The following is a 12,118-nucleotide window of genomic DNA, read 5'->3' as shown; positions in this document are numbered from 1 at the left end:
ACTGGCAAGGACGAACCGCCTTCAAGGTGCGCTTCTCGACGACCCACTGTCGCCCCTGCCCATTGAAGGCACAGTGTACTCGGAGCGAGCGGCGGCTTCTCACGCTGCGCCCTCAGGAGGAGCACGAGACCCTTGCAGCGGCTCGCGAGCGTGAGGCGCAGCCCGCCTTCGCCAAAGAGTACCAGAAGCGCGCCGGCATCGAGGGAACGATTTCGGCTGGCGTGCGCGCCCTACACTTGCGGCGCTCCCGCTACATCGGTCTCGCCAAGACGCATCTTCAGCACGTGCTGACAGCGGCTGCCATGAACCTCATCCGGCTTGGTGCCTGGTTCGCGGGCACGCCGCTCGCACGAACCCGGCAATCCGCATTCACCAAGCTCATGATGGCTCCCATCCCAGCGTGATGAATTCGCCAGCAGTATCCTTTCCGAAGCAAGTCCACACACCCTCTGCGCCGTGATGGCGAGAGCCGGGATGCAGTAGGCTCCCGTCGCTGTGAACGAACCGCCTGCTACTCTGAGGTGCTGGGATGTGGGAAGATTATGGGAGAGACGGCGCAGTGATCGATGAGACAGGACGAGCACAAGAAACATTGTGACATACGCTCCAGCAACGTGCTTATGCTTTGGACCTGATCCGGTAAAATCCGGGCGCGGCCTATGACCCGCCGCGTCAGAGGCCGGACAAATGTCCACAACCGACTACGCGTTGCACCGAACCCGAAAATTGTTCCTGCGCCAGACTGGGGGTCCATACATGTCGGAAATGGAAGGGCTGGAACATATTCTGCGACAGGGCCTCTCCGTCGATGAAGCTGGCATGCCTACAGGCCTCCATTTGGACGCGCGTTGATCCAACTGTGTGTACACTATTAGATCGCTACGCCCCGCGGGTCTTCAGTAAGATCAATGAAAAGTGGTCACAAGCATCGCCATCCGGCACCCTCAGTCGAATTTGTCGGGTCCGTGACACGGGCTTGTTTCAATCCGCCCCTTCCTTCCCTGGGCTAAGTATCTGATAGAGTATAATAAAAATCATCCTTTGGCTTGATTGGTCAAATTGGCACAACTCTTGAAACTCCATCGTCGTAGGGCCGGCTGGTGTAGCCGACTTTTATTCATGTCCCGGGTGACATGACAACCGACGAAATAGAGGAGGAAAACAACATGGCAGGTCTGCGTCAGATCGCATTTTATGGGAAAGGAGGTATCGGCAAGTCCACGACCTCCCAAAATACGCTCGCCGCCCTTGTCGAACTTGGGCAAAAGATCCTCATCGTTGGATGCGACCCCAAGGCCGACTCCACCCGCCTGATTCTGAACTCGAAGGCGCAGGACACGGTCCTTCATCTCGCGGCAGAGGAAGGCTCAGTGGAAGACCTTGAGCTCGAAGACGTGCTGAAGGTGGGCTACAGAGGAATCAAGTGCGTGGAGTCCGGCGGCCCCGAGCCGGGCGTTGGTTGTGCCGGTCGCGGCGTCATCACCTCGATCAACTTCCTTGAGGAGAACGGCGCCTACGACGATGTCGACTATGTCTCCTATGACGTTCTCGGCGACGTGGTGTGCGGTGGCTTCGCGATGCCGATCCGCGAGAACAAGGCCCAGGAAATTTACATCGTAATGTCAGGCGAGATGATGGCGCTGTATGCCGCCAACAACATCGCTAAGGGCATCCTGAAATACGCCCATGCAGGCGGCGTGCGGCTTGGAGGCCTGATCTGCAATGAACGCCAGACTGACCGCGAGCTCGACCTCGCCGAGGCGCTGGCATCCAGGCTCAATTCCAAGCTCATCCACTTCGTGCCGCGCGACAACATCGTCCAGCACGCCGAGCTCAGGAAAATGACTGTAATCCAATATGCGCCGGACTCGAAGCAGGCCGGGGAATACCGCACGCTGGCCGAAAAGATCCATGCCAATTCGGGCCAAGGCACAATCCCGACCCCGATCACTATGGAGGAGCTTGAGGAGATGCTGCTCGACTTCGGCATTATGAAAACCGACGAGCAGATGCTCGCCGAGCTTCAAGCCAAGGAAGCGACGCTGGCCCAACATTAACCATTAGTCCCGACAGGGAGCGCCGACCTTGACTCGGTGGCATCTCCGTGAACGACGCCTCGTCTGTGAGGCGCCATGCCAACCTAAAAAAGGGGCAGATCCTATGAGCCTCGACTATCAGAATGACGTCACTTTACATGAGAAGCTTATCGAGGAAGTGCTGTCGCACTATCCAGACAAGTCGGCGAAGCGCCGTAAGAAGCATCTCAGCGTCGCGACAAGCGGAGGTGAGGCTAGCGAGGCGGACACGACCGATCTCGAATGCGATGTCAAATCGAACATCAAGTCCATTCCAGGCGTGATGACGATCCGCGGCTGCGCCTATGCGGGCTCCAAAGGTGTAGTGTGGGGTCCGGTCAAAGACATGGTCCACATCTCGCATGGACCGGTCGGATGCGGTCAATATTCCTGGTCACAGCGCCGAAACTACTACACCGGCATAACCGGGATCGACACGTTCGTAACGATGCAGTTCACCTCTGACTTCCAGGAGAAGGACATCGTTTTCGGCGGCGACAAGAAGCTGGAAAAGATCATCGACGAAATTGAGGAACTGTTTCCCCTCAACAAGGGAATCACCGTGCAATCCGAGTGTCCAATAGGCCTCATTGGCGATGATATCGAGGCGGTGTCTCGCAAGAAGGCCAAGGAGCACGGGAAAACGATTGTACCGGTGCGCTGCGAGGGCTTCCGCGGCGTCTCGCAATCGCTCGGCCACCACATCGCCAACGACGCAATCCGCGACTGGATCCTCGACAAGAAGGAGGTCGAGTTCGAGGCTGGCCCCTATGATGTCAACGTCATCGGCGACTACAATATTGGCGGCGACGCCTGGGCCTCGCGCATCCTGCTTGAGGAGGCGGGGCTGCGCGTAGTCGGCAACTGGTCTGGGGACGCCACGCTCGCCGAAATAGAGCGGGCGCCAAAGGCCAAGCTCAACCTCATCCACTGCTATCGGTCGATGAACTACATCTGCCGACATATGGAGGAAAAGTACGGCATCGCCTGGATGGAGTACAATTTCTTTGGTCCCTCCCAGATCGAAGCCTCACTGCGTAAGATAGCCAAGCATTTTGGGCCGGAGATTGAGGCGAAGACCGAGCAAACTATCGCCAAGTACCGGCCATTGGTCGACGCGATCATCGCCAAGTACCGGCCGCGCTTGGAAGGCAAGACGGTGATGCTCTATGTCGGCGGTCTGCGCCCCCGTCACGTCATCACTGCCCATGAGGATCTCGGCATGGAGATTGTCGGCACCGGCTACGAGTTCGGCCACAACGACGACTATCAGCGCACCGCCCATTACGTGAAGAAGGGCACACTGATCTATGACGATGTGACTGGATACGAGTTGGAAAAATTCATCGAGGGGATCCGCCCTGATCTCGTTGGCTCCGGCATTAAGGAGAAGTACCCAGTGCAGAAGATGGGGATCCCATTCCGTCAGATGCACTCCTGGGACTATTCCGGCCCTTATCACGGTTATGATGGTTTTGCCATCTTCGCCCGCGACATGGATCTGGCCATCAACAACCCAGTCTGGGACCTCTACGACGCTCCTTGGAAGAAAACTGCCGCGAGGTCCGCATCGATCGCAGCCGAATGAGAACCCAGCCTCCCAGAGCTAGCGAGGCAGACGAACGCCCGCGGCTCCTGATCCGCTGGGGACCTGAATTGTTTCGACACTACCAGGCCGTCACAGGGCCCGGCTACTTGGAAAGAGGTGACCACCATGCCACAGTCGGCTGAAAAAGTTCTTGACCACGCTCCCCTGTTCCGTGAGCCGGAATACAGGCAGATGCTCGCCGAAAAGAAGCTCAACTTCGAATGTCCGTACCCGGATCAGATGGTCAACGATCTCTGCGAGTTCACCAAGACCTGGGGATATCGCGAGAAGAACCTCGCGCGCGAAGCGCTTCTCGTTAACCCAGCCAAGGCCTGCCAGCCGCTCGGCGCCGTGTTCGCGGCTGCGGGCTTCGAGCGTACTATGTCGTTCGTCCATGGCAGCCAAGGCTGCGTGGCCTATTACCGCTCGCACCTGTCGCGCCATTTCAAGGAGCCTGCATCCGCGGTATCCTCCTCGATGACTGAAGATGCGGCGGTGTTCGGGGGCCTCAAGAACATGGTTGACGGCCTCGCCAACACCTACACGCTCTACGACCCGAAGATGATCGCCGTCTCGACCACCTGTATGGCGGAGGTCATTGGCGATGACCTGCACGGATTCATCGAGAACGCCAAGAACGAAGGTTCAGTGCCGCGTGACTTCGACGTTCCTTTCGCGCATACGCCGGCATTCGTTGGGAGCCACATTGATGGCTATGACGGCATGGTAGAAGGCGTGCTAGAGCATTTTTGGGATGGAAAGGAGCGCTCAGAAGCCGCTGGCGTCGTAAACATCATTCCGGGTTTCGACGGCTTCTGTGTGGGCAACAACCGTGAATTGAAGCGCCTGCTCGACCTGATGGGCGTGTCCTATACCTTCATCCAAGACGCCTCTGACCAGTTCGACACGCCGTCAGACGGCGAGTTCCGCATGTTTGACGGCGGTACGAAGATCCAAGACGTGAAGGCGGCGCTCAACGCCGAGGCGACACTGTCGCTGCAGCATTATAGCACTCGAAGCACGCTGAAATATTGCGAGGAAGTTGGGCAGGCGGCAGCCTCGTTCCATTACCCGCTCGGAGTTCAGGCGACAGACGAGTTCCTGATGAAGGTGTCGGCGATTTCAGGCAAGGAAATCCCAGAGGCAATCCGACTGGAACGCGGTCGACTGATTGACGCCATGGCGGATAGCCAATCCTGGCTCCATGGTAAAAAATACGCCATCTACGGCGATCCCGACTTTGTCTACGCCGTAGCCAGGTTTGTCATGGAGACCGGTGGCGAGCCGACCCACTGCCTGTCCACCAACGGCACGGCGGCCTGGGAAGCCGAGATGAAGGAACTGCTTGAATCCTCCCCATTCGGTAAAGCCGCTCAAGTTTGGCCGGGCAAGGACCTCTGGGCCCTGCGTTCGCTGCTCTTCACCGAGCCGGTGGACCTCCTTATTGGCAGTTCCTATGGCAAGTATCTGGAGCGCGATACCGCCACACCGCTGATCAGGCTGACATTTCCGATCTTCGACCGGCACCATCACCATCGCTTCCCGCTCATGGGCTACCAAGGTGGGCTGCACGTCCTAACGACGATCCTCGATAAGATCTTCGACAAGCTTGATCGGGAGACAATCGTACCAGGCGTAACGGACTACTCGTATGATCTCACCCGCTAAGGCCACTGGTCGGCCTTCGTCGAGGTCGGCCCCCTGTCGACGGACAATGGAAGCCCGCAATGTCTTCGCTCAGTGCCAAAATTCTGAATCTCTTCAGTGAGCCCGCCTGCGAGAGGAACCGCGGCAAAGATGCTAAGGCGCGTAAGAAGGGTTGTTCGAAGCCGCAGACTCCCGGGGTGGCAGCCGGGGGCTGCGCCTTTGACGGCGCCAAAATCGTGCTGCAGCCGATCACGGACGTCGCTCATCTTGTCCACGCGCCACTCGCCTGCGAGGGGAATTCCTGGGACAACCGCGGCGCAGCTTCGTCCGGACCAACACTTTGGCGCACAAGCTTCACGACTGACCTCACTGAACTTGATGTGGTGATGGGACACGGTGAGCGGAAGCTTATGAAGGCGATCCGCCAGATCAAGGACGCACATTCCCCGCAGGCGATCTTCGTCTATACGACCTGCGTGACAGCGCTGATTGGCGACGACATTGAGGCGGTATGCGAGCGTGCAGCGGAACAATTTGGGCTCCCCGTGGTGCCGATCAATGCACCCGGCTTCGCTGGTTCAAAGAACCTCGGCAACAAGCTCGCCGGCAAAGCATTGCTCGACCATGTGATTGGCACGGTGGAGCCCGACGAGACTAGCCCTTACGATATCAACATCCTTGGTGAATTCAACCTCTCCGGCGAATTCTGGTTGGTGAAGCCGCTCCTTGACCGACTCGGCATCAGGGTGCGCGCTTGCATTTCCGGCGACGCGCGCTACCGCGACGTTGCCTCCGCGCACCGCGCCCAAGCCGCTATGATCGTGTGCTCGAAGGCATTCATCAATCTTGCCCGCAAGATGGAGGAGCGCTGGGATATCCCATTCTTCGAGGGCTCATTCTACGGGATCACAGACACCTCGGAAGCACTCCGGCAGATCGCTGGGCTGCTCGTGAGGAAGGGTGCCGATCCGGAGATCCTCGGCCGCACCGAGGCACTGATCGCAGAGGAGGAGTCTCTTGCGTGGAAGAAGATCCAAGCCTTTCGGCCGAAGCTCGAAGGCAAGCGGGTGCTGCTCAACACCGGCGGCGTGAAGTCCTGGTCGGTCGTCCATGCGCTGCTGGAAACCGGCCTCGAGATCGTCGGCACCTCAGTCAAGAAATCGACGCTCGAAGACAAAGAGCGCATAAAACAGATCCTCAAAGACGAGCACCACATATTCGAGTCGATGGCGCCGCACGTGCTCTATGCCACGCTCTCAGAGCACAAGGCCGACATCATGCTGTCGGGGAGCCGCACGCAATTCATCGCGCTGAAGGCCAAGATCCCCTGGCTTGATATCAACCAGGAGCGTCATCACCCCTATGCGGGTTACGACGGCATGGTGGAACTCGTACGCCAGATTAGCCTCGCCATTCACAACCCGATCTGGCGCGAAGTGCGGGAGCCGGCTCCTTGGGACAGCCAGACTGGCGCCGAGGAGGAGTTGCCGAGCACAAAGTGTGAGACCGCGACTGTTCACGCTCTCAACAAATGCGCCGGCATGAAGCCCAACGGCTTCGCCGAGCGTTGAGGAAACCTGATGGCCCGCATCGTCCCCCGAACCAAATCCGCGACGGTCAACCCGCTGAAATCGTCGCAGCCACTCGGCGCCGCCCTTGCCTTTCTCGGGGTTGCGGGTGCGATACCGCTGTTCCACGGCAGCCAAGGCTGCACCAGCTTCGCGTTGGTGCGCTTGGTTCAGCATTTCGCGGAAACGGTTCCCTTGCAAACGACGGCGATGGATGAGGTTGCTACGATCCTAGGCGGGGCGGACCAACTGGAGGAGGCGATCCTCAACCTCACAACACGCGCCAATCCGAAGCTGATCGGAGTCTGCACGACAGCGCTGGTGGAATCCCGCGGTGAGGACCTCGCCGGCGACATCGCGCGTATCAAAGCGGAGCATGACGAGGAACTCGCCCGCACCATGGTCGTGATGGCCAACACGCCGGACTTCCATGGCGCGATCGAGGACGGCTGGGCCGCCGCGGTAGCGGCTATGATCGAGGTCATCACGCAGTCAGACAGACAGGCGCGCGACACAAGGAAAATCGCCATCCTGCCCGGTTGGAACCTGACCGTGGCTGATATCGAGCATCTGCACGATACGGTCGAGAGTTTTGGACTGGAGGCGGTGATCTTGCCCGATGTATCTGGCGCACTCGACGGCACTGTTCCTGATCACTGGATTCCAACAACGTATGGCGGGACGGCTGTCGATGATATCCGGAAGCTTGGCACAGCCATTAAGTGCGTCGCCATTGGCGAGCATATGCGCCACCCAGCGGAAGCGCTCCAGAACCTGACCGGCGTTCCTTACGTGCTGTTCCACTCGCTCACCGGACTGAAAGCCACCGACCAGTTTATCTCCCTGCTGTCCGCATTGTCGGGCGTGGCGGTACCAGCCAAGCTCCGCCGACGCCGGGCGCAACTGCAGGATACATTGCTCGACGCACATTTCCATTTTAACGGCAAGAAAATTGCGATCGCCGCCGAACCAGACCAACTATACCAACTCGCGACCTTCTTCGTTGGCATGGGCTCAGAGATCGCGGCGGCCGTTGCCACGACCGATACGTCGCAAATTCTCGAGAAAGTGCCGGCGGAAATGGTTCGGGTCGGCGATCTTGGCGACCTGGAAAGTCTCGCCGCGGGCGCTGATCTCCTCGTCACCCATTCGCACGGACGCCAAGCGGCAGAGCGCCTCGGCATTCCCCTCATGCGCGTCGGCTTCCCGATTTTCGACCGGCTCGGCAGCCAACACAAGCTCACGATTCTCTATCAAGGCGCGCGCGACCTGATCCTTGAGGCTGCCAACATCTTCCAGGCGAACCAGCAACCGCCGACGCCCGAGCGACTTGATCTAATCCGTAACCGGGAAATGAAAGATGACCTCCATTCGTAGCCTCTCGCTCGCCTCTGACGAGGCTCAGGTACTAATGCCGCAACGGCAAGCCGGTGCATTGCGCGTGGCGATTGCCACGCAAGACATGAAAGGCCTGAACGCTCATTTCGGGGCGGCCAAGTGTTTTGCTGTCTTTGACGTGACGTGCGACGCATGGACGTTTATGGAAGCATTGGCTGTCGACAACGTTTCCGACGAGAGTGGGAATCATCAGACCGGAGGCGACGCCCGCATTGCCGCGAAGGTGGAGGCGTTGAAGGGCTGTCATCTCCTGTTTTGCTTGGCAATCGGCGGGCCTTCGGCGGCAAGACTTGTTTCGGCAAAAATCCACCCGGTCAAAGTGCCGCATCCTCAGTTCTTTGAGGATGTACTGTCGCGCACCCAGACAATGCTCAGGACTGCTCCTCCGCCGTGGTTGCGCAAAGTGCTGGCTGAAGTCGGTGACCCCGCACAAAGACTATCATTTGACGTTTGAACGAGGGGAGGGCGAAATGTCTGCTTCTGCGGCTAGCACTGCTGTCAACAAGGATGGAACAGCGCTTACCACCTTATTTGTCAAATGCCTCGTGCGGATAATCCGGGCTCAGGACTCCTACGGCTCATGGGACAGAAAACTGGACGCTGAGCTGCTGGCCAACTTCATCGTCACCAAGGACCAACGCCGCGCGATCCCGATTATCGGCAACCCCAATCCAGACGTCCGGCGGAGGATCGCCATTTTCTATTCCGCCGTTGGGCTTGCAATCAGGGAGCGCTCCGGCCTTATGGCGTCGCCGATGATAGAGATCAGCGATGAGGGCTTCGGGTGCGTGCATCTCACGGTTGGGCGGTTGGTCGTTGTGTCGAAGATCATACGGGATGCCCACCGGTTCGGCTTCGAGACGCTTTGGCGGCTTGCTACGGCTGGATCGATTCTGGTCGACGACGCGATCGCAGCCATCGAAGCCTACCCCGAGGTAGCACGGGCGTGATGGGGCGGGTTCTTGATCAGGGGGATCATGCTAGACCCGAAGAGTTGCAGAAGAAGGTCCACAAGCGACAGTGGCAGACGGGAGCTGCGAATATGGAACTATATGACTCTGCGGAGAACCTCCTTGACAGCTGCACTGAGATTAGGGCCCATCCTGAGAAAGCCTTTAACTGTATTGCCGAGTTGGGCGCTGCCAGGAGTGATCTCGGCTCGTTGGAGGGCTCCAGATGAAGGGCCCTTTCCTGACCCGCGACGGCTCTTGCTGGGTGCCGTCGTATCTGACCGCTATCGATGGCCCGACCTGCATCGGGTGCGGCCGGTGCTTCAAGGTCTGCTCGCGTGAGGTCATGCACCTTTACGGCGTTGATGACGTGGGCGTACTCATAGGTGTCTGCGACGGCGAGGATGACGACTTCGATGGCCGTCTCAATCGCATGATCATGGTTGTGGACCATGCCGGACGCTGCATAGGTTGCGGAGCCTGCGCCCGCGTCTGCCCGAAGAACTGCCAGACCCATGTTGCCTTCGATGAGATGTCTGCATGATCTGGCTGACCAACTAGCTCCTGTCTGACGACCTGAGTGTGCGCAGGTACTGCCGCATGAAAGCGAGCTTCACCATCGCCGAGAAGTTGACGGCAAGTTTCTCGTGCCGAGGGGCGATGGATCGGCCTCCCTTCAGCCATCCAACACAGCGCTCAATGGCGTTGCGTCTGCGGTCAAGATCAGGATCGAAGGATCGCGCGCAGCCCTTCCCCATGTTGCCGCCGGTCCGGGGTGGAATGACAGGCCGGATAGGGCGTCGCCGCAGATAAGCAAAGACCGGCCGGTCGCTATAGGCCGTATCGCCTGCCAGGTACTTGGGTCTTGTGCGTGGACGGCCCCTGCGGCTGGGGAGGCGGACTGCCATAAAGGTTGGCTCGAAGGCCGGCATCTCGTGCTGCTGCCCAGGTGTGAGCGTCAACCCGAGCGGCAGACCAGCACCATCGCTCACCAGGTGGATCTTACTGCCGAACCCGCCCCGGGAGAGGCCGGGCGCATGGTCGTCCGGCTCCTGCGGATCGGCTTTTTACGGGCTCCGGCGGCGGAACGGCTGGCCCGCACAGAGGTGCTGTCGATGCACCAGAGATCCAGGTCGATCAGCCCCTTGGCATTCAGCTTGAGCCGGAGCCGATCCAGGATCGTGTCGAACAACCCCTCACGGGGCCTTCGGGTGAGGCGCTCATCGACGGTTTGCCAGGGGCCGTAGTGTTCGGGCAGGTCGCGCCACTGCGCTCCGGGACATCGCGTCCACAGCAGCCCGTTCACCACCTGCCGATGGTCGCGCCAGCGCCCGCCGCCGTGGCGACCGGTCCTGGGCATGAGATCCGCAATCAGCTCCCATTGAGCATCGCTGAGGTCATGCCGCCGCATCGCACGTCTCCGCCTCGGTGAGCCCCACCAAGGCAACAGCCATGCTCTCATGCAGGTTCACAGGCCGTCAGACAGGATCTAGCTGTCGGTCGCGGAGGGCTTTAGGTCGGACGTATGCAGGTCGCTACCCATTCAGGGCCTGACCGGTGTTCCGTCCGAGAAGAAGATCGCTATCTGCATGCCCCGTAAGGTCGCTTGATGCGAATCGCACGGCGGGGTCGGTCCATCAGTCCGGGGAGGTGTATTTCTGGACTTGCTCCGAAAAAATGGAGAGCCTTTCATGAAGCAGGAGGATCTCCATGCCCCAGACACGCTTTACGAGAGAGTTCCAGGATGAGGCGGTGCGGCTTGCTCTGACCAGCGGCCGCAGCCGGCGTGCGATTGCCGCGGATCTCGGGGTCGGCCTGTCGACCCTGCGCCACTGGATTGATCGCCGGCGCGAGCACCAGATCGATGATCCGCCCGAAGAGCGCCAAGAGGACATGGCGGCCGAGTTGAAGCGACTGCGGCGCGAGAACGAGATCCTGCGCCAGGAGCGGGAGATCCTGAAGAAGGCCACGGCTTTTTTCGCCAAGGAGGGAAGTCGATGAAGTTCCGGTTCATCGATGTGGCGAAAGAGGAGTTCCCCGTCACCCGCCTGTGCCAAGTTCTCGGCGTGAGCCAGAGCGGCTATTTCGCCTGGCGATCGCGTCCGGCGAGTTGCCGTCAGCGGGAGGACCTGGTGCTCTTGGCCCATGTCCGCTCGGCCTTCATCCGCTCGCATGAGACCTACGGCAGTCCCCGCATGACTTGCGAGTTGCAGGATAAGGGCCTGAAGGTCGGTCGCCGTCGGACTGCTCGGCTGATGCGCGAGAACGGGTTGAAAGCCCGGCAGAAGCGGCGGTTCAAGCGCACCACCGACAGCCATCATGGCTTTCCGATCGCGCCCAACCTGCTCGAGCAGGACTTCTCGGCCGAGCGCCCGAACGAGAAGTGGGCGGCCGATATCTCCTATCTGTGGACGAACGAGGGCTGGCTCTATCTGGCCGTCGTCCTCGATCTCTTCGCCCGCCGGGTGGTCGGCTGGGCGGTCAGTGACAGCCTCCACAAGGAACTGGCGCTCGAAGCCCTGCGCAAGGCTCTGGCGATCCGAAGACCTGGTGAGGGGCTGATCCATCATGCGGATCGCGGCAGTCAATATTGTTCGAACGAGTATCAGGCCGCGCTGAAGAAACACGGCATCCAGATCTCAATGTCCGGGAAAGGCAATTGCTTCGACAACGCCGTTGTTGAGACCTTCTTCAAGACCTTGAAATCTGAGCTGGTCTGGCGCACCGTCTTTGAGACCAGAGCCGAGGCCAAGCAGGCGATCGGCCACTACATCGACGGCTTTTACAACCCCGTCCGGCGTCACTCGACACTCGATTATGTCAGTCCGGTTCAGTTCGAAAGGCTGGCCGAATAGCTAGCAAACCGCTCTCCACTTAAGCGAAGCAAATCCA

General features: G+C 59.5%; 10 protein-coding genes and 1 pseudogene. 10 read left to right on the top strand and 1 reads right to left on the bottom strand.

The window, feature by feature from the left end; translation table 11 throughout:
* From DDF70_RS32905 to fdxB, 9 genes are all read left to right on the top strand, one after another.
* A partial coding sequence (locus DDF70_RS32905) for a transposase (protein ID WP_170316147.1) occupies positions 1–404 on the top strand: 404 nt, incomplete at its 5' end.
* 762 nt (positions 405–1,166) lie between these two features.
* The gene (gene nifH / locus DDF70_RS32900) at positions 1,167–2,057 is read left to right on the top strand and encodes a nitrogenase iron protein (protein WP_114948803.1); all 891 of its coding nucleotides are present in this window, start codon (positions 1,167–1,169) and stop codon (positions 2,055–2,057) included.
* A 103-nt stretch (positions 2,058–2,160) separates the two neighbouring features.
* A complete protein-coding gene (gene nifD / locus DDF70_RS32895; protein WP_114948802.1) occupies positions 2,161–3,663 on the top strand; it encodes a nitrogenase molybdenum-iron protein alpha chain in 1,503 nt (500 codons plus the stop codon).
* Positions 3,664–3,789: 126 nt separating this feature from the next.
* On the top strand, positions 3,790–5,331 hold the full coding sequence (nifK, locus tag DDF70_RS32890) for a nitrogenase molybdenum-iron protein subunit beta (RefSeq protein WP_114948801.1): 1,542 nt from the start codon (positions 3,790–3,792) through the stop codon (positions 5,329–5,331).
* Positions 5,332–5,390: 59 nt separating this feature from the next.
* Positions 5,391–6,881: a nitrogenase iron-molybdenum cofactor biosynthesis protein NifE gene (gene nifE, locus DDF70_RS32885; RefSeq protein WP_114948800.1), complete on the top strand. Its 1,491-nt coding sequence runs from the start codon at positions 5,391–5,393 to the stop codon at positions 6,879–6,881.
* A gap of 9 nt (positions 6,882–6,890) precedes the next feature.
* Positions 6,891–8,255, top strand: a complete 1,365-nt coding sequence (gene nifN, locus DDF70_RS32880; protein WP_114948799.1) for a nitrogenase iron-molybdenum cofactor biosynthesis protein NifN — start codon at positions 6,891–6,893, stop codon at positions 8,253–8,255.
* A complete protein-coding gene (nifX, locus tag DDF70_RS32875; protein ID WP_114948798.1) occupies positions 8,239–8,730 on the top strand; it encodes a nitrogen fixation protein NifX in 492 nt (163 codons plus the stop codon). Before nifN ends, nifX begins: the two co-directional genes overlap by 17 nt.
* 16 nt (positions 8,731–8,746) lie before the next feature.
* Positions 8,747–9,226, top strand: a complete 480-nt coding sequence (locus tag DDF70_RS32870; protein ID WP_114948797.1) for a NifX-associated nitrogen fixation protein — start codon at positions 8,747–8,749, stop codon at positions 9,224–9,226.
* A 226-nt stretch (positions 9,227–9,452) separates the two neighbouring features.
* Positions 9,453–9,770 carry a ferredoxin III, nif-specific gene (gene fdxB / locus DDF70_RS32860; RefSeq protein ID WP_114948795.1) on the top strand — a complete coding sequence of 106 codons (318 nt, stop codon included), beginning with the start codon at positions 9,453–9,455 and terminating at the stop codon, positions 9,768–9,770.
* A gap of 13 nt (positions 9,771–9,783) precedes the next feature.
* Here the strand turns inward: fdxB and DDF70_RS32855 are convergent.
* Positions 9,784–10,637, bottom strand: a pseudogene (locus DDF70_RS32855) (IS5 family transposase).
* A gap of 299 nt (positions 10,638–10,936) precedes the next feature.
* Between DDF70_RS32855 and DDF70_RS32850 the strand changes: the two are divergent.
* Positions 10,937–12,081 (top strand): IS3 family transposase gene (locus DDF70_RS32850; protein ID WP_425374111.1). Its coding sequence is split into 2 segments (ribosomal slippage): positions 10,937–11,195 and positions 11,195–12,081, totalling 1,146 coding nucleotides; the frame shifts between segments, so codons are not numbered across the junction.
* The last annotated feature ends 37 nt before the right edge of the window (positions 12,082–12,118 follow it).

Source organism: Microvirga calopogonii (genome assembly GCF_003347665.1).
Classification (GTDB): Bacteria; Pseudomonadota; Alphaproteobacteria; order Rhizobiales; family Beijerinckiaceae; genus Microvirga; species Microvirga calopogonii.
The sequence above is the reverse complement of the archived record's forward strand: the minus strand, read 5'-3'. Positions and strand labels throughout refer to the sequence as shown.

Bases quoted from the DNA above. Each gene is read 5' to 3' on its own strand.
- nifH (WP_114948803.1), top strand. From the start codon at position 1,167: ATGGCAGGTCTGCGTCAGATCGCATTTTATGGGAAAGGAGGTATCGGC.
- nifD (WP_114948802.1), top strand. From the start codon at position 2,161: ATGAGCCTCGACTATCAGAATGACGTCACTTTACATGAGAAGCTTATC.
- nifK (WP_114948801.1), top strand. From the start codon at position 3,790: ATGCCACAGTCGGCTGAAAAAGTTCTTGACCACGCTCCCCTGTTCCGT.
- nifE (WP_114948800.1), top strand. From the start codon at position 5,391: ATGTCTTCGCTCAGTGCCAAAATTCTGAATCTCTTCAGTGAGCCCGCC.
- nifN (WP_114948799.1), top strand. From the start codon at position 6,891: ATGGCCCGCATCGTCCCCCGAACCAAATCCGCGACGGTCAACCCGCTG.
- nifX (WP_114948798.1), top strand. From the start codon at position 8,239: ATGACCTCCATTCGTAGCCTCTCGCTCGCCTCTGACGAGGCTCAGGTA.
- DDF70_RS32870 (WP_114948797.1), top strand. From the start codon at position 8,747: ATGTCTGCTTCTGCGGCTAGCACTGCTGTCAACAAGGATGGAACAGCG.
- fdxB (WP_114948795.1), top strand. From the start codon at position 9,453: ATGAAGGGCCCTTTCCTGACCCGCGACGGCTCTTGCTGGGTGCCGTCG.